Genomic DNA, 18,008 nt, shown 5'->3' with positions numbered 1-18,008 from the left:
GAGGGCAAAGATCAACGCGATGAATAAGAGCAAACCTCCGATGTAGAGCCACATCGGAGGTGGGTCGCCCGAGTTGTATCCCGCGTCTGGCATCTCTCTAGTGTGCTTCGAGCGGAAGCGATGCTCAAGGCACAAATTGAGGGGTATGCCCGCGGAATCCCGTTAGTCACGCCGGTTCGAGGCCAGCATGATGTAATACAGCAGCGTCAAAACCGACTGCAGCGTGGCGGCCACATAGGTCAACGCGGCGGCATTCAAAACGCTGCGAACTGCCGGCATTTCTTCGCGTGGAACGATATTCATCTCGATCAAAATCCCACGAGCCCGGCTACTGGCATCGAACTCGACTGGCAAGTTGATCAACTGAAAGAACACCACGCAAGCGAACAGACCAATCCCAGCCCAAAGCAGGTATTGGTTCGTCATTACAAACCCTGCAATCAGCAGAATCCAACTAAAGCTGGAACCGAAGTTGGCGGCCGGCACGGCCAGGTTGCGAATGATCAGCGGCGCGTAGTTCCGGGCGTCCTGAATGGCGTGACCTGCTTCGTGAGCCGCGATACCAACAGCGGCCGCGGTTCGCGACGAATAAACATCGGTACTTAAACGCAGCACCTTGTCACGTGGGTCGTAGTGGTCGGACAGTTGCCCGCCAATTTGTTGGACTTCCACGTTGTACAAACCCGCCGAATCGAGGATATGTCGAGCGGCGGCAGCCCCCGAAAGGGGAGCGGCCTGTTTCATCGCCTTGGCATAAGCACTTCGCAGCCAAGCCTGGGCGATCATCGCCAGGATTAAGGCAGGCGCGATGAACAGGAAGTAGCGAAAATCAAACATTAACACGGTTTATGTCTCCAAAAGCTTGGATCAAATTCTGTAGGTTGAATCTGGCAGTTTCCTGCAGAAATGGCAGGAATCGCAAATGCATCCTGTAAGGATGCAAACTGCGGGCCATCTCGTAATTATAGCGCCCTTCCGGTGCGCGGCTATTTCTGCGGTTGCCGGGGCGAGTTTCTTGCTCAAACGGGGCAAAACCAAGTTCATCCCAGCACGTTCTGAGTTAAAGTAGTGGGAGTTGATCGATTTTGACTGTTATTCGGTATCCCACTCTCTGTCTTGCCAGACTTGCTTCCATGACGTCCGTTGCTTCCCGTTTGTTCGTTCTGCTTTGCTTGATTTCATTGGCCAGTTGCCGGCCGATGCCTCCTGAGTTGTCGCAAAATGCGCTTCCCATCTCAGCCGGAGACAAAATCGAGCCGGAACAACTTCGCGACCGTATCGATCAAGTGCTCGACTTCACGTTGCAGCATCGGCACCTCAACACGCAGGACCATGCTGCCTGGCAGATATTGCACGGTAGCCTGGCTTACGGTCGGGTCTTTCCGGTCACGCACGACGGGGAATCGATCTCGGTGGTCGACTACCTTTGCAAGGGCGGGGTGATGAATGGCTGGACGATCGAACGTGGCAACAAGCTTCTGACCCAAGACGAATCGGAAGAGGTCTATGGCATGCGTGCCGTGACCGAGCCTGGAACACGCTCCGGTCAGGGGCACTACGACCAGTGGCTGGCCATTCTTTCCCAGTGCGACTTGCCGGCCGACACCAAGTTTGTGGTCGGCCCCGACACGTTTACGATGACCAACTTTGTTCAGCAGGTTCAGTTAGATTCTTCACGCAATCACTTGCGAGAGTTCAGTTGGACGTTGATCGGGCTGACCAAGTATTTTCCGACCGACCACTCGTGGACTGACTCGTCCGGCAAAGAGTGGAGCATCACCGATCTGGTTCAAACCGAAGTCGAGCAAGGGCTCGAGAATGGTGCTTGTGGCGGGACGCATCGTTTGATTGGCTTGTCGATGGCCCTCAAACGCCGGAAGCAGGCCGGCTTGCCGATTGAAGGCCCTTGGGCTGATGCCGAGCAGCTGATTCAGCAGAGTATTGTGAATGCCCGGCAGTATCAGAACCCCAATGGTGCGTTGAGCGTGAATTACTTCCAGCGTCCTGGTAGCTCACCCGATCTGGCCGAGAACCTGGGGACGACCGGGCACACGCTTGAGTTTCTGTCGATCGCGCTGACCGACGAAGAACTGCAAGAAGAATGGGTTCGTCGAGCCGCATCGTATCAGTGCGAAGTGTTCGAGCGTACCGAAGGGGTTTCGCTCGAATGTGGTGCCCTGTATCACGCGGCCCACGGGCTGGTTCTCTATCGCGAACGTGTCTACGGTTCGCGTGAGTATTCGGTCGAGTAATTTCTACGACTACGACTTGGCAGGCCGGTCACGCTTCAGTTTGACCGGCTGAAGACGCGGGTCGGCATCGATCTGGTGCAACGTAATCGTATCGGGACCGGTGCGACGTAGTTGCAATTCGTACCAGCTATCTTTGCGCTGCAGCCGAATCACGGTAAGGTCGGAAATCACTTCAACGATCTCGTACTCAACCGTTTCTTGCGTGGGGACGCGGATGCTTTCCAAACCGCTCGGTTCGATGGCGAACTGCAGTTGGTGGTTGCCCTGAAACTCGATTGTTAGCGTCCCAATTTTGCTGGGCTGAGCATCTTTGGCATTTTGAATGACTGGCTGGCCCGAGTCTGATTCGGATTGCAAAACAGGCCCCGAAATCAGAAGAGGACCGCTCCATTTCCCCTCGAGATCGCCGTCTGCGGAAAAACAGCCCGTTATGGTGACGATACCGGCAATCAAGATGCCTATTGAAAAATAACTAGCCATGGGTGTTGCCTATTGTTTGAGGATGAGGATAATAAGGTCCAAGTTACCCGATGTTGCTGCGAAGGGATGGAGCGTAGTCAGCGTCGATCTCCCACACAGACTACGGATTTGATCGGTCGTCAACGGCCCCTTGCGACGCTGTGGCGAACGTGTCACCATGAACCACGGTCCCGATCAAATCCGGTTCTCCAGCTACCAACAATTTAGCAGTACCCAACACCAGGGAGAGTTTGATGAGCGTTTTAGTTACCCAGCCAGCTCCGGATTTTGCCGCGGAAGCGGTAATGGAAGATGGTTCGTTCAAGAAGGTTAACCTGACGGACTACCGCGGTCAGTATGTCCTGCTGTTTTTCTACCCGCTGGACTTCACTTTCGTCTGCCCAACCGAGATCATTGCCTTCTCGGAAGCGATCGAAAGCTTCAAGCAATTGAACGTCCAGGTCCTGGGCTGCTCGATCGACAGCCACTTCTCGCATCTGGCATGGCGTCAAACGCCTCGTAGCCAAGGTGGTATCGGCGAAATCAAGTATCCTCTGCTCGCCGACCTCGACAAGAGCATTGCCAAGAATTACGACGTGCTGCTGCCAGGCGGTATCGCTTTGCGTGGCTTGTTCCTGATCGACAAGGACGGCGTCGTTCGTCACCAGGTCGTCAACGATCTGCCACTGGGCCGTAGCGTTGAGGAAGCCCTCCGCATGGTTCAGGCTCTGCAGTTCTTTGAAGCCAATGGCGAAGTTTGCCCAGCCAACTGGAAGGAAGGCGCCCGCAGCATCAAGGCCTCGCCAGATGCCTCGAAGGAATTCTTCGAAGCGGAATACTCCAGCTAAGCGAACGATTGCGATTCACTCGCCGAAAGCCCTGGGCATCGTCTCGGGGCTTTTTTCATGCGCGAAGGGTAGGGGGGAGAGGCCTCGGAAATTGAGACCCAGACTCAATCAATCAAACGGTCGCGGCCCCTCGTAGGTGCTGCCTGGAATAGCAGGTTTCCCCGAAAATCAGGCGAAAATCACGGATCCGATTTCGCTTCGCAAATCGTTTCTGCCATAATAACCGTATGCGTTGATTCGCCTCCCACACATCGGCCAAAGTCAGCGACGCACCCACCTAACCACATCTCCTGGAATCGATTCCGGGGATCTTCAGGTTCGCCAAGCAATTCCCACGCAAAGTCACCATGGCCTTGGCGGTCTGCCTGTAAGAGTCGAGGAGAAACACACACTATGAAATCCATGTGCCTGGCAATGGCGATTGCCGCCGCTTCGCTTACCCTGGCTAGTGGCATCCATGCCGCCGAAAGCTCGGACACGGTTGTTCTGGGCGATCCTGCCCTGACCGCCGGCATCCCGGGCGAAGGTCCTTTGAAGTTGGAAGAACTCAACAAGTGGCTGGCCGATCCGGCGAATCACAAAGCGTTGAAGGTCGAACTTCCTTATGGCCTCAATGCGGCCGCTGGCCAGATCACCGGGCTCGACGCGAATCCGATGACGCGTGCCAAGATCGAACTGGGACGCCAGCTCTACTTCGATCCACGTCTTTCGTCCGACGGTACCATCAGTTGTGCCAGCTGCCATGCGCCTGAATTCGGTTGGGCGTTTCAGTCGCAGTTCGGTATTGGTGTCGATGGCCAACAGGGCAATCGCAACTCGCCTGTTTCGTTCAATCGAATTTTAAGTGGTGCTCAGTTCTGGGATGGTCGCGCGGCAACGCTGGAAGAGCAAGCGGTCGGTCCGATCGCCAACCCGATCGAAATGGCCAATTCGCACGAGTTCTGCGTCGAGACCTTGAAGAAGATTCCCGGCTACAAGGTTCAGTTTGAAAAGATCTTTGGCGACGGTGTGAACATCGACAACGTTGGTAAAGCGATCGCGACCTTCGAACGCGCCATCGTCACCGGTCCGGCACCTTACGACTATTACGAAGTGGTTCGTAGCTTCGAGCAGCAGTTCCCTGCTGACGAGCTCGAATTCCTGGAGGAAGACGATCCCGAGCTCTACAAGAAGTATGCCGACGCTCAGGAGAAGGCGAAGGGGATGTCGGAAAGTGCCCGTCGTGGTCGCGAGATATTCTTCAGCGAGAAGGGGAACTGCACCGCTTGCCATGCCGGCGCCAACTTCAGTGACGAACTCTATCACAACCTGGGCATCGGGATGGATGTCGAGAAGCCAGATTTCGGTCGCTTCGAGGTGACCAAAGAAGAGAAGGATCGCGGCGCGTTCAAGACCCCAACCGTCCGTAACGTGACCCAGACGGCACCTTACATGCATGACGGTAGCCTGAAGACCCTGGAAGAAGTGGTCGAATGGTACGACAAAGGTGGTCACCCGAATCCGTACCTGAGCGACAAGATGAAGAAGCTGAATCTGACCGAGCAAGAAAAGACCGATCTGGTCAACTTCATGAAGGCCTGTACCGGTGAATTCCCGGTCATCGAATCAGGTCGTCTGCCTCAGTAAGCTTTCTGCATCCAGCTAGAAACAACGAAGCCTCAAGCACCCAGCATGTTCGAGGCTTTTTTCATGCGCCAACGGTAGCAGGGTAGGGGGCCGCTAGCTGCCGGCATGCCAGCAGATGCTTCGTGAAAGGCTCTCAGACCGGCCGATCGTGGCGGAAATCCGAGGAAAGTTCTCATCGATTCAAGAACATAATCGTCAAACTTTCACCAGCTTGCCGATAAGGAAGATACGTGCAAGTTTCGCATGCGCCGACCGCGCCGCGAGCAGGGATGAAGAAGAGGAGCCCTGGAAACAATCCAAGGATGGACCGACGTATGACTACCGGTGGTGAGTTAACGCGATCGCAGGCTGAATCGAAAACGCCTTCTGGCAATTGGCAGCAGATTGGCGAGTTTTTCAATGTCTCGAGTACCTGTCGGTTCTCGATCTTTGGTTTGTTGCTGCTGGTTACCATCGTCCCAGTCTCCCGCTTTGCGCTTCCACTTTTGATGGAAAACGCATTGCTGCTCGATAACTTCTCGCAGGCGATTCTGGCCTCGTTCTCGTGGTACGTGACCGCCGCACTGTTGCTGCTGCAAATCCGTGCCGCTTGGGTGCATGGTGCCGAACGCTTCGCGCATTGGAACGAACTGACCGGCAAGGTTTCGCATCGCGAGGCGCGTGATCTGGCCGCGATGATGGAAGATTCGCATCGACGCGGGATGGGCTGGCCGGCGTGGCTTTATATGGCCTGGGTCTTGTTGCCGATGCCTGGTTTAACACTGGTCGCAGACTTGAACCTGCGCGTCAATCGCGAGTTCATCACCGTCGAAACCTTGTATGGCGGATTTCTGCTGGGCGGTTTGCTGGCGACATTGTCGCTGGTGATGCTGAGCTTCCTCCGAAAATACTTCCTGCCCGGCGTGATTCCCCTGCGCGGGATCTTTCCGTTTGAATCGCTGCATCATCAGCACGACCATCTTCTCGATCGCCCGGAAGAAGTCGCCAAACTGCCGCGCGGCGTCGCGGTGATGTTGGCTCGAATCGGTTTGGTCCGTGGGCCTGGCTATTCGATGAAGGACACCGACGGCATCGAACGTCCATTGGCAGGGCACTTGGAATTGGCCTTGTTATTGGGGCTGTTACTATCGACCACATTTGTGCTGGGCATCGCCGAGCATATTCTTTTTCCTGGTAGCAACCTGACCAAGGTCATTCCGACGATTGGCCACTTCGCGTTGGTGGTCGCCATCCTGACGACCATTGCTTCCGGCATGGCATTCTGGCTCGATCGATTCCGTGTCTCAACATTGCTGACCGCCTCGATCCTGGGGCTCGCCTTGTTCTTCGTACGCGACTACGACTTCAAGGTCGAACGAAGCGAGATTGCTTCCACCAGCCTGGTCGAAGCGATCGAGGCCCGCGACATTCCTCGCAGCGGCTCGCGCGATCCTCGCCAGAGCAACCAGCGAACGTTGATCGTGGTAACTGCCCCAGGGGGCGGGATCCATGCGGCAGCCTGGTCGGCGGAAGTGCTGACGCGGCTCGACGAACGCTGGCCTGGCACTTTCCGCAACTCGCTCGGCATGATCAGTGCTGTCTCAGGTGGCAGTGTCGGCTCGATGTACTATGTCGATGCGATCAGCGACGCCAATGACCCGGTTCCGCTGGAAGAAGTTCGCAAGCGTGCCCAGCAATCGAATCTCGAACCGATCTTCTTTGCCGCGACCTTCCACGATGTGTTACCGCTCACGCCTTTCGATCGTGGTACGGCTGCCGAACACTTTTGGGACTTCACCATGCGAAGTTCCGGCCGGCCTTCACCCAAGCTCGGTGCCTGGGGCGACTTGTCGAAGCAAGGCCAACTGCCAGTGGTGGTCTTCAACGCGACCGATGTGAAATCGGGCCGACGTGTGATCCTTGGTTCGGCGGCACTGCATGAACATCAGCACAACTCGGAAGAAGCAGGACACGACATCGATCCGCACTGTTCTGCTTTCGATCTGCGGAGCAACGATCTCGATATGAAGGTCGCCACGGCGGTCCGTTTGTCCGCTTCGTTCCCGTACGTCACGCCGATCAGCAAGCCAGCCGCCGACGAAAACGGCGAGGCGGTCATGCCTGCGGTTCGTATGGGGGACGGTGCCTACGCCGACAACGACGGCATCATGACGGCGCTGGAAAGTGTGAGCCAGTTGATCGACAAGTTCTGCAAGAAGACTCCGGAAGAACGTCCGTTCGACCGAATCTTGCTGATCAATATCAACAACTATGGCGACAGTTCGCCGCACGCCAGCTTCGACGAATCAGGCGGACAGTTCGAGGCGTTGAGCTACGCGACGATTGGTCCGCTGTTAGGTCTGAGTAACGTTCGCGGCGCATCGCAGGCCGAACGCGGTCAGTTGGAAGTTGGTTTCCTGGAAGATCGTACTGTCACCGAACAAGAGGTGATGTGGGTGCTGCATCATTTGTCGCGCCGCCCAGATCGCAGCTCGCCCGAAGATGGCCCGTCTGATGCCCAGTACGCAGGCGATTCGCAGTTCAGCCTGCAGGCTCAGCGGAAGGCAAGAAACCGTTTGGAACGTTTTGGAATCTCTTCCTCGGAAGTCTCTTCCGACAAAGCGACGCCATCCCGAGGCATTCCCGCTCGGCAGGTTTCACAAGGTCGCCCTTCGTTCGGACAGAACCGCACGGCCGGCCCAGGGCTCTACCCGATCCAGTTCAAAGTCGTTTCGATTCCTTACTTCGGCAGCAGCGATCCTCCGTTGTCGTGGAAGTTAAGCAGCGAGCAGATGAAGACCTACGAACGGGCCTGGAATCAGCTTGACCAGGAAGCGGAAGAATGGGTCACCAGCTCGCAGCAAGATATCGAGGAACAGCACGGCGTTCCGCCACTGCGTGTGATCGAAGACTGGCTCGGTCCGCCGGCCGGCAAGCAGCGACAATGGTCGATGGCCAATCGTAGCCGTCGTAGCGATTCGACCCGTAGCGAGTAAGCCGTGATGGCTTGCCTAGGCTAAATGCCGTCGTTCTGGGGATAATGATTCGGCGAGTGGGAACTAAAATGAAAAGGATTCCACTCTCCCCGTTTCTCCCCTGGACAAGCTATGGCCTGCCCCCGAATGTTCGGTCCGTTTCTATTGTTGATGGTCTTGTGGTTCACCGCGCTGACAGCCGCCCCGACATTTGGAGCGGAAGCGACAGCGACGACCGAGGCCAAGCCAATTCGCGTTGGTGTCTTGAGTTCGGCCACCGAGCCCGGCAGCAACACCAGCCAAGGTCTCTACATTCGTATTCTTCGCGAAGCCGGGATGGAAGCCAAAGCGGTTTCTGGCGAACAGGTCCGCAGCGGTGCGCTCGACGACCTCGACATCTTCATCATCGGCGGCGGCAGCGGGACGAAGTTCAACAAGTCGCTTGGCGAAGAAGGTGGCAAGCTGGTCGAAGCATTCGTCCGTCGTGGCGGCGGCGTGATGGCCAGCTGTGCAGGTGGCTACTCGTTTGTGCGTGGTCACAACGATGCCTTGAAATACGTGGAAGTCGCCAACGCTCGCTGCATCGACTACCAAGATGGTCGCTGGGCACGCGGCAAAGGTGTGGTCGAGCTGGAAACAGGCGACAGTGCGAAGCCGAAGCTCGAGATGTATTACGCTAATGGTCCGCTGTGGGAGATCACCGACGAACCTGGTTTCGGCGTGACCAAGGCCCTGGCCACCTATCGTACCGACATCAAAAAAGGGGACGATAAGGGAGGCGTGATGCCAGGGACGCCCGCGATCCTGGGCGGATCGTACGGGGAAGGGCGGTTCGTCTTGTTTAGTGCCCATCCTGAGTTCAAATGGAAACTTGGCAATCCACCGCTGATTGTCGATGCGGCCAAGTGGGTCGTCCGAGGACCACTCAAGCCGGGTGAAGAGGTCGATTGGAAGTCAGTCTTTCCGAACGCGGCGAAGTAACCAATCGACATTGGTTGACGCAAGAAAAGAAAAAGGCCTGGACGGTAAGATAACGTCCAGGCCTTTTCGCACTCAGGGGGTAAGCGGTTACGGATCGACCGTGATTCGTGGAAGGTCGAGCGTGAAGCCCTCGAAACCATTCAGCATGCCCATCACCAGTACGACGACCAGGGCAAGCAGCAGCAAGCTGGCCAGACCACCTAGTGGCGCCATGTAGACTGGATAAGGTCCATCGACAGGACGGGAAGCGTAGCCGTAGCTTGCTCCGCTCAGGGCCAAAAACATCACCACGACCAGAATGATTACCATCAGGGTCATCTCGAATCTCCTGTTTACGAATGAAGCGGCGCCTGGCAGCACCAGCGAGTTTGTTTGAATCCGAGGAGAGCAAACAGTGTGCCAGATGGTTCTTTCGTGGTATCTGACTAAGTGAGCCAGGGCGATTGATGGCCATTGTGACTTTTCCGTGATTCTTTTCCCCCTTTCTTGAGAATTCGGAAGCCAATCCGCCTGATCATTGGTAACACGAAGCGAAGACGGTACCATTGGTGCGTTGTTGTCTTGGATGGACCAGGCACGCACCGACGCTTTTCTCATCTCTGAATCGGGCTCATGGCGGAAGCAATTATCGACGTGCAAGACCTGCACAAGTCGTATCGTGAGGGGCTTTTCACGTCGAAGCAGGTCAATGCGCTACGTGGAGTCTCGTTGACGGTTCCGCGCGGAACGATCTTCGGTTTGCTTGGTCCCAATGGAGCCGGCAAGACGACCCTCATCAAGATTCTGTTGGGGCTCGTTAAGCGATCTTCCGGCAATGGAGCCTTGCTGGGACGACCGCTGGGCGATCGACTGGGTCGCAAGATGGTTGGGTATCTGCCAGAGCACCATCGCTTTCCGCGGCATCTGACCGGCAACGCCGCGATGATTTATTACGGCGGGCTAAGTGGATTGAGTCGCTCGGAAGTGTTGGCGAAACGGCCCGCGTTGCTGGAGCGGGTCGGACTTTCCAAGTGGGGCAACACACCGGTTCATAAATACTCGAAGGGGATGCAACAGCGTTTGGGGATCGCCCAGTCGCTTCTGCACAATCCCGAGCTGGTGATCCTCGACGAACCGACCGACGGCGTCGATCCCGTTGGCCGAGCCGATATTCGTCGCTTGCTGAAAGAACTGCAGCAGGAAGGAACGACCATCTTTTTGAATAGTCACCAGCTGCAAGAGATCGAAATGGTCTGCGACCAGGCTGCCATCTTGCTGGGGGGACGTGTCCAAAAGGTGGGCACGATTGAAGAGATCACCACGCACCCCAATGCTCGGGTCGAATTCGTCATGCGAGGTTCGATCGACCAGATGCAGTACGCCCTGTCAGCAGTCGAAACGGAACCTTGGCAAACCGACGGCGACCATCTGGCTCGCGTTGTCGTCTCGGCCGAAGACCAGGCCATGCTCAATCAATGCATCGATCAACTGCGGCAGCATCAGATCGACATCGTTGAAATCCGTCGGCTCCGAACGAGCCTGGAAGAAGCCTTCCTCAATATCGTGACCAGCGAAACGCCGCAGTAGCCACCCGCGCAACTCCTAGAACAAGCACCGATTGATGCGACCCTATTTGACCGTCATCTACGACTCGTTCCACGAAGCGATCGTCTCGCGCGTCCTCTACATTTTGCTGTTGGCGTTGACCCTGGTGCTGATCGCGTTGGCACCACTGAGTTACGACGTGAAGCGGATGGTGAACTTCAACCGGATGAGCATTCGCGACGTGCCGGCATTTGTGCAAGACCTGCGCGAAGCGGCCAACGCCGACGAAGCCAGTCCGGGTAAACGCCTGGTTGCGATGGGCAACGATCCGCTCAAGCAGTTAGTGCAAAGCGACCCGGGCAAGTTCACCGCGGCCCAGGTCAACGATGTGATCGATAGCTTGAATGCCGTCTTACCCAAGAATGATTTTTACGACGAAGCAACCTGGAAAGACGTCACGCTCGGTCAGGAAACGAAAGTTCTGCTCGACAAAGGAACCGAGGGACTTTCCGGAGATGACCTGGCGTATGTGAATCGCCTTCTTCTTCGCGATGCATTTCCGGTTCACCTCGGCAATGTACCGGCAGAAGAACTCTACTTAACCTATCCGCTGATGTGGGCACCGGTCCCGCTACCGATCACGCGCGAGCTTCTGCCGATCACGGTGAAGTATGTGCTGACAGGATTCATCGACGTGTTTGTCGGGATGTTTGCGATCTTTGTCGCAATCCTGGTGACGGCGCCGATCATGCCGCGTACGTTCGAGCCGGGGGCAATCGATCTTCTGCTGAGTAAACCAATCTCGCGATCGCTATTGGTGATCGCCAAGTACATTGGCGGGTGCGCGTTTGTCTTTCTTAGTGTGACGTACTTCCTGGTTGGCTTATGGCTGATTATGGGGATCCAGTTCGATGTCTGGAGCCCGGCCCTTCTGTACTGTATTCCCGTTTTTCTGTTCCAGTTCGCGATCTATTACTCGGTCTCGTCACTCGCAGGGGTGCTGTGGCGAAATTCGATTGTCTCGATCGTGATCACCGTCTTGTTCTTTTACGCCTGCTTTGGAATCGGCCTGGTGAAGACCTCGATCTTCGAGCCGTTCATCATCAATCCGACCAAGCTGGTCCGTCTGGTCGATACCGATGAAGGCCTGGTCGGGGTGACGCAGATTGGACAGTTCGTGCAGTGGAATCCGAATCTCCGTTCGTGGGAAGTGGTTCTGCAGTCGGATCGTCGCGGTCCGGAGAACATCGCCATGCAGTCGATCATGGTCGGACCGATTTACCATGCACCAACGAAAACGATGATGTACCTGCAGCAGGGCGGGGGAATGGGGCCACGCCGCATGGGATTGAGCGGTGGTAAGTTCATGACGGCGAAGTGGTCTGGAAACTGGGTTGCCGAGACAGGGGCTAGTCCGCCGACTGGTGGTTCGTGGATCTTGCAAGACTCGGAAGACAACGTCCTGGTGGTCGGCTCGGCCGGCGTCTTCCTGTATCAAGGCAAAGGGGAAGAAAAGAAGACCAAGATCCTCGGCTTCGATATCCAATTGGGTGGAGCCAAATCATTTGAACGGATTGGTCCGGACGGAGGCGTTCCGTACTTTCCACCTTTTGCCGCCGCGATCGATCCCGCCTCGAATCGCCTGCTGATCGATAACCAGGGGAGCCTGGTTATCCTGAATCGGGACGGCGGCAAGGGCTACAAAGTCACGAAGCAGATCAGCCGCGAGGAAGAGGTGGATGTCGTGGTCGGGCTGACAAGCAAAGTGGCGATTGTTGCCGACGAGAATGGACGCATCGAGTTCCGCGAAGCCGATACCTTGGAACTGCAGCAAACCTTACGGCCCGCCGGCGATACGCCACCTTCCGCGATTGAAACGAGTTCCGACGGAAAGCATGTGGCAGTGTTGTTCCACAACGGCACGCTTTGGCTGTACGACATCGAGGCAGGGGAGGGGACCACCATCGACAATGACGCCTCGGCGATTACCTTCCATGAAGATCAAATGCTCGTGGCAGACAATAAGAACCGGGTACGAGCCTATGACCTGGCCAGCGGCGAGATTGTTGAAACATGCTGGCCAGATTCCGACTGGTATCGATTCACGTACGACTGGATCGTGCAGCCGATCTACTATGTCTTTCCGAAGCCAGGCGAGCTGAACAATTTGCTGAAGTACCTGGTGACGGAGGAATCGACCACCTCATTCCAGGGCCCGCAATCGACGGGCGACCTTCGCGAAGTCCGCCAGGCCGACAATATCGTGATGCCGGTCGTGCACAATTTTATCTTCATCTGCGTGATGTTGGGCCTGACCTGCATCTATGTCAGTCGGCTCGATTTATAGTTCGTTTCGAGGAGACCCTACGCCCCTTGATTGCTTTGGAAGAGGGGCTTTGTCACTCCGGTACGTTTTCAAAGAGCCACCGGCATAAAGGCCACGCTTTCCAAAAAGATGTTTGCGCTCTCGCGGTAGATGGTCTATAACGAGAGTCATTGGACCGATTTCGCCCGATGATTCTCGTTGCCGCCACAACTCTGGAGAGCGTGCATGATTCTTATTCACGGGGTTTGTGATTGTGGGGCTCGCACTCGGCGGGTCCGTTCCGGATACCATCAGCAGCAATGGTGGTTTCCTCTCTTGTCGTCAGAGCAAGCGATTTTGAGCGACGTCGTTGTGAAGTTCTCGGCAGACGATCGAGAGCTTTACAATCAGCTTTCATCGGAAGTAGCACAGCAAAGCGACGAGAAACCGCTCGATCGAACTGCCGCACGAGAGGCCCTGGAGGAACAGCAGGAGGCGTTCGAGGAGGCATTCATCCGCGTAGAACGAGCCATTTTGCAGGAACGTTGGGAGACATCCGGCGAGTATTTGTTTGATCTGCGGGTGAGTGAGGTGTTGGATTGCTCACGCTGCCTGAACCATTCGTTGGCCATTCACCAGGTGAGAGTGCGAGCTATCTGTGGTCCGGACTGTGGCAACAAATACGACTGGAACGACTCCGAGCATTCCAGTTGTCCTCACTGCCAGCAACGACCTCGTCAATTCGTGCTGGGGGATCTGCGAAGTGCTTCCAGCCCAGGGGCCGTTGTCGGGCAATGCCAATGCGGTAGCGAGATCGTCACCGATGCGATCGAAGATGGTTATTGTCCGTTGTGCGGCGCCTTGCCTACCGCGTACCTGACGCGTGGTCGAGAGTTCTGCGGCCGCCATCACGAACGGATGCTGCCATATCGCTCGCCGCAAGATATCTTCTTTATCGATGCCCCGGCACGGTGGTCATCGGAATTGTTTCCCAACGCCAAGCTATGGGGCGATGTCGCCAAGACAGAGCAGGGGGTTGCCGCGCTGTTCTGTCCCTCGTGCGAAGCCGATCACCAGCGATGGCTTCGCGAAAACGTTCCTGCCGAGGATTAGATTCGCCAGGAAGCCGCGGCCGAGCTTATCGCACGCGGCACTGGAAGCGGATGATACCACCTTGGCCAGCTTCCAGTGGGTTGGTGATTTCCCAACGGAGAAGCTGCGAGCCTGCTTCGTTTGGCTGCGTCAGGAAGGTTGCTTCCAGATCGCACTGAGCCGAACCTTCGACATACTCGAGACGTGGCGTCAGATTGTCGAGCAGCGTCACGTTGCCCATGACCTGGGTACCGACGTTGTCGAAGCGAAGCGTGAACTCAACGATGTCACCTGGTTCGGCAGCACCCTTGTCGGCCAGCTTCACGACACGCAGACGAGGTTCGCCGGCCAATTCCGACCAGACGAATTCCTGCGGAGTTTTGCCGGAAGCGACTTCGGAAGCCTTGCGACCTTCGACCGTGACTTGAACCTGCTGGTTCTGCGTCCAGGTAACCGCATTGAGCAGACTGGAAGCGAGGCGAGCCTTCTCGCCCTGATCGAAGACGCCGTAGCGGATGATGCTTAGGTTTTCGTAAGCCTTGAACTCTTCGACAAACTGGGCCAGTCGAACACCGTTCTGGATCTGAACGCCAGGCAGGTCTTCGGTAAGAGCGTTGGCCATCTTGCCGCCGATTTGACCTCGCAGAGCCAGCGGCTGAACGACACCGGCTGGGGTGCCATTGTGCTGTTGGTTGTTGAGTTGGAGGTTGGCGTCCAAGCCTGAGATCTGCGTGCCGAGGATTTCCTGGTTCAAGCCAGTCACCTTACGGACGGCAGCGAAGCGAGGAGCATAGACGCAAACGCGATTACTCGGCGTGACAATGCGCTGACCTTCCAGCGTGTCGTAATGGCCGACGGTGTCTTCAATATCAAGACCATGCACACCGAACTCGCCGTCGATTTCGGTGCGGACCAAACGGTCTCCACCGTCGTACAAGTATTCGTCTTCAGGCCAGCACGGACCAGCTTGGTAAGGAATGCCGGCGGCCTGACAAGCCTGGCAGGAACCAGCCGTCGAACCATGATGGCAGATCGAGCTAGGGTGACTGCAGCCAGGGCCACAAGGTGGCATGACCTGGCCGCGAGGGAAGGCATAGCTCACGGGGCGGACCGGAACTTGAGCCGACACTGGTTGCCCTTGGATTGGCATTTCCGCCGAAGTCCGCTGGATGGCACCGGCCGGTTGCGAATACTGCGGTGCGGTGGCGGTGTTGGTCGGAGCCTGGAATGTCTGTCCTTGGAAGCGTGGCTGATAGGCTGGTACACCATTCAAGCCGGTGTCATTGGCCGACTGAACTTGGGCAGGGGAGGGGGCCGCCGCGTAGTCGTAGGCTGGGTAGCGTTCGTTGAACGTCATGCCTGCTTCCGGCTTAAGCGGAGCCGCTTCTTCCTTCTTTGCCTGCCGATTGAGCGAGCAGGCCGTGAACGTGGAACCGCATCCCACCACCAGGGCGAGCGTGACGAACTTTCGCAGTGCAATCATCGTTTTCATCGGTTGTGGTTTCCGTCGGTCTATCGCTGCGAAGGGTACCATGGCTGTTGCGGTGCGCCCTGATAAGGCTGAGCCATTTGAGGTGGCACGCCGTAAGGCGGCATCATCGGACGCTGGGCCTGCATGGGGACTGCCGTCGCGGGCACCGGTTGCTCCATCGGAACTTCAACACCGTTGGCCGGGGCAGGGGGGGGATTGCCGAACAACTGAATCGGAGGCGACTGGTAAGTGAACTCGCCAGGCATGTCTTCTTGAGTCGGGCGACGTGAACCAAGTCGTAGGATAGCGACAGGTCGGCCCAACAAGTCGGCGGTCACCACAGGATCCTGACCCGCTTCGACCTCGAACCAAGGCTGGAAGCTTGGTTCGTAAGTGTTGGGGACGGCCGTCCGTGGGTTCTCGAGATAGATCACCCGAGTGACAAACTTGCCTTCCAAGGCGTATTGCAGTTCGTCTTGGGTGATTTGAATTGGAATCGGGAACTGAAGTTCCATGCCGGCTGGTGGGTAAGTGCGGTCGATCACTTCGACGGTCGGAAACAACTCGGCACCTGGGTGCAAAGGAATCTCGGACAACCGGAAGCGATAAACGGCTCCGATCACGCAGCCAAACGTTTGCGGCGAAGGAAGATCGTCGGCGAAGCTGCCTTCAATAACCGGGGCGATCTTGGTGCCAGCGGGTGGAATCAGTTTGACGGGCTGAATGTGGCCCGGGATACCGCGTCCCTTCATCAGTTGCATCTGACCGATGGCACCTGGCATGAGTCGTTCGGTATATAGAGGGACCGAACCTGATTGAGCCTTCGCCATGTTCGAGGCGACCAGGACCAGGATGACAGTCAGCAGCCAGAGGCTGGGCAGTGTTTCTCGTTTCACGGCGATCTTCTTCCCTGAAGCTCTGCGTGATGCGGGGGACGGAAAACTTTTGGGGACCAGGAAGGAAGGCCTTCAGGCTACTTCCAGATCAGGTTGAAAGGGACTGAGCCAAGTCTCTTCCGGCATGGAAGTAGGGTCGCGGAAGTTTCTCCGCGACCCTGTTCCATTGCCATGGAGTTTGGGCAGTTGTCAGCCTACGGAGTGGGGCACCACTGACCGGCGGCGTCGTAGTATCCACCGGCTGGTGGAACCTGCTGATGCATGTCGCCATAAGGCTGAGCCAGGTTCGGCGAAGGATGAATATTCTCTTCGGTGATCCAGGCACGGTTTGGCGGCTGTGGGTAGCTGATACCCGGACGCTGCTTGACATGCAGGGCGACCTTGTCGGTCGGACCTGGAATGTGCGTGTGCGTGTGATTCTTGATCACATGCTTCTGCAGGCCGGCTGGTCCACCCAGCGGAATGTGTGGCGGGCCAGGCAGTCCGATTGGCGTACCGGTGATCGGCATACCATAGTTCGGGACCGTCACGCCAGCGACGTAAGGAACGGCGTAAGGATTCGGCATGGCAGCCGACATTCCTGGAGGTGGAGGCGAGCCTGCACCTGGGCCACAGTAAGCGGCACCAGCAGCCGGCATACCCATAGGCATACCACCAGCCATCATGCCTTCCAGCTCTTCGCCAGGAACTTCGAGGTCCTTGTTACCAAGGCGAACGATGGCCATGATCGTACCGCGACGATCAGCTTCGACGATCGGATCGACACCTGGGTCGAGGCGAGTCGAGACCAACGTTTCGACGTTGGCCAGGGCCAGCTCTTGGTAGTTCGGATCTGGCAGGTAAATGACCTTGGTCACGTAAGTGCCGCTACGAACTTGAGCGAAGTCGTCTTCGGTGAACTGAACTGGAACAGCATTGTGTGCCAGGAAGGCTTCGGTTCGCGGTGTGGCGAAACCAACTTCCAGGGTCGGATAAAGCTCGACGCCTGGTTGGCCTTCGATGTTCGTGATCTTCAGGCGATAGATACCGCCCTGTGGGAAGTTCTTCGAGAACGGCACGATTCGTGGTTCCGAATCGTAAGCGCCGATTCCGCCGATGTCCCAGCTAACTTGCATGCCGTCTGGCGAGACGAACAGCACCTGGCTGGTGAAGCTTGGAGCCGGCATTGGTGGAATACCACCAGGACCGATCGGCATCATGGCCGACACAGGTTGAATTGGCGGAGGTGCAAGTACACCCGGGCCAGGACCGCCGACGCCAGGGCCGGGGTGAGCCAGCTGCTGTGCCGGAGGCAAGTTGTAGCCACCTGTCGCTTGCTGCCCTACGTGCTGACAACCAGCACCGGCCGCAGCCGTCAGGAGCATCAAGGTCCACATCCACAAAGTTTGTTTCATGATTTCCCCCTCACTAAACCCTTGCTGCCACTCCATAGCGGCATTCTCCATGGCAAGAGCGGAGATCCTCTCAGGTATTCATACGAATGGTTGCGAGCGGTTTAGGACTACGTCTGCATGAGGTTCCAAAGAACTGCACGACTGACGTGGACCCGGCCTCAGGGAAATCCGTACAATCGCCGAGTTGAAATTGACATCCGTGCCAA

14 protein-coding genes are annotated in these 18,008 nt (G+C 56.8%); 8 read left to right on the top strand and 6 right to left on the bottom strand.

Going from position 1 to position 18,008, the window contains the following annotated elements; translation table 11 throughout:
• Positions 1-162 precede the first annotated feature (162 nt).
• The gene (locus AB1L30_RS16095; RefSeq protein ID WP_367014812.1) at positions 163-837 is read right to left on the bottom strand and encodes a zinc metallopeptidase; all 675 of its coding nucleotides are present in this window, start codon (positions 835-837) and stop codon (positions 163-165) included.
• A gap of 296 nt (positions 838-1,133) precedes the next feature.
• On the opposite strand from AB1L30_RS16095, the gene AB1L30_RS16090 reads away from it, so the two are divergent.
• Complete coding sequence (locus AB1L30_RS16090) at positions 1,134-2,252, top strand: ADP-ribosylation factor-directed GTPase activating protein isoform b (protein ID WP_367014445.1); 1,119 nt, start codon at positions 1,134-1,136, stop codon at positions 2,250-2,252.
• Positions 2,253-2,261: 9 nt separating this feature from the next.
• Here AB1L30_RS16090 and AB1L30_RS16085 read toward each other — a convergent pair whose 3' ends face one another.
• Positions 2,262-2,609, bottom strand: a complete 348-nt coding sequence (locus AB1L30_RS16085) for a hypothetical protein (protein WP_367014444.1) — start codon at positions 2,607-2,609, stop codon at positions 2,262-2,264.
• Between the two features lie 356 nt (positions 2,610-2,965).
• Here AB1L30_RS16085 and AB1L30_RS16080 point away from each other — a divergent pair, with 356 nt between their 5' ends.
• The 4 genes from AB1L30_RS16080 to AB1L30_RS16065 all read left to right on the top strand — a co-directional run bounded on the left by AB1L30_RS16080 (position 2,966) and on the right by AB1L30_RS16065 (position 9,120).
• A complete protein-coding gene (locus AB1L30_RS16080) occupies positions 2,966-3,559 on the top strand; it encodes a peroxiredoxin (protein ID WP_367014443.1) in 594 nt (197 codons plus the stop codon).
• Between the two features lie 402 nt (positions 3,560-3,961).
• Complete coding sequence (locus tag AB1L30_RS16075; protein ID WP_367014811.1) at positions 3,962-5,185, top strand: cytochrome c peroxidase; 1,224 nt, start codon at positions 3,962-3,964, stop codon at positions 5,183-5,185.
• A gap of 302 nt (positions 5,186-5,487) precedes the next feature.
• Positions 5,488-8,160: a patatin-like phospholipase family protein gene (locus tag AB1L30_RS16070; protein WP_367014442.1), complete on the top strand. Its 2,673-nt coding sequence runs from the start codon at positions 5,488-5,490 to the stop codon at positions 8,158-8,160.
• 111 nt (positions 8,161-8,271) lie between these two features.
• Positions 8,272-9,120 carry a hypothetical protein gene (locus AB1L30_RS16065; RefSeq protein ID WP_367014441.1) on the top strand — a complete coding sequence of 283 codons (849 nt, stop codon included), beginning with the start codon at positions 8,272-8,274 and terminating at the stop codon, positions 9,118-9,120.
• An 87-nt stretch (positions 9,121-9,207) separates the two neighbouring features.
• On the opposite strand, the gene AB1L30_RS16060 is transcribed toward AB1L30_RS16065, so the two are convergent.
• Positions 9,208-9,438, bottom strand: a complete 231-nt coding sequence (locus AB1L30_RS16060) for a hypothetical protein (RefSeq protein ID WP_367014440.1) — start codon at positions 9,436-9,438, stop codon at positions 9,208-9,210.
• Between the two features lie 294 nt (positions 9,439-9,732).
• Here AB1L30_RS16060 and AB1L30_RS16055 point away from each other — a divergent pair, with 294 nt between their 5' ends.
• From AB1L30_RS16055 to AB1L30_RS16045, 3 genes are all read left to right on the top strand, one after another.
• Complete coding sequence (locus tag AB1L30_RS16055) at positions 9,733-10,686, top strand: ABC transporter ATP-binding protein (RefSeq protein WP_367014438.1); 954 nt, start codon at positions 9,733-9,735, stop codon at positions 10,684-10,686.
• Between the two features lie 34 nt (positions 10,687-10,720).
• Positions 10,721-12,991, top strand: coding sequence for an ABC transporter permease subunit (locus tag AB1L30_RS16050; RefSeq protein WP_367014436.1), 2,271 nt, complete (start codon positions 10,721-10,723; stop codon positions 12,989-12,991).
• Positions 12,992-13,285: 294 nt separating this feature from the next.
• A complete protein-coding gene (locus AB1L30_RS16045; RefSeq protein WP_367014435.1) occupies positions 13,286-14,062 on the top strand; it encodes a hypothetical protein in 777 nt (258 codons plus the stop codon).
• 25 nt (positions 14,063-14,087) lie between these two features.
• Here AB1L30_RS16045 and AB1L30_RS16040 read toward each other — a convergent pair whose 3' ends face one another.
• The 3 genes from AB1L30_RS16040 to AB1L30_RS16030 all read right to left on the bottom strand — a co-directional run bounded on the left by AB1L30_RS16040 (position 14,088) and on the right by AB1L30_RS16030 (position 17,802).
• Entirely contained in the window at positions 14,088-15,533 is a 1,446-nt protein-coding gene (locus AB1L30_RS16040; protein WP_367014433.1) for a hypothetical protein, read from the bottom strand.
• A gap of 20 nt (positions 15,534-15,553) precedes the next feature.
• On the bottom strand, positions 15,554-16,408 hold the full coding sequence (locus AB1L30_RS16035; protein ID WP_367014431.1) for a hypothetical protein: 855 nt from the start codon (positions 16,406-16,408) through the stop codon (positions 15,554-15,556).
• Positions 16,409-16,602: 194 nt separating this feature from the next.
• A complete protein-coding gene (locus AB1L30_RS16030; RefSeq protein WP_367014430.1) occupies positions 16,603-17,802 on the bottom strand; it encodes a hypothetical protein in 1,200 nt (399 codons plus the stop codon).
• Positions 17,803-18,008 lie beyond the last annotated feature (206 nt).

Source organism: Bremerella sp. JC817 (assembly GCF_040718835.1).
Classification (GTDB): domain Bacteria; phylum Planctomycetota; class Planctomycetia; order Pirellulales; family Pirellulaceae; genus Bremerella.
The sequence above is the reverse complement of the archived record's forward strand: the minus strand, read 5'-3'. Positions and strand labels throughout refer to the sequence as shown.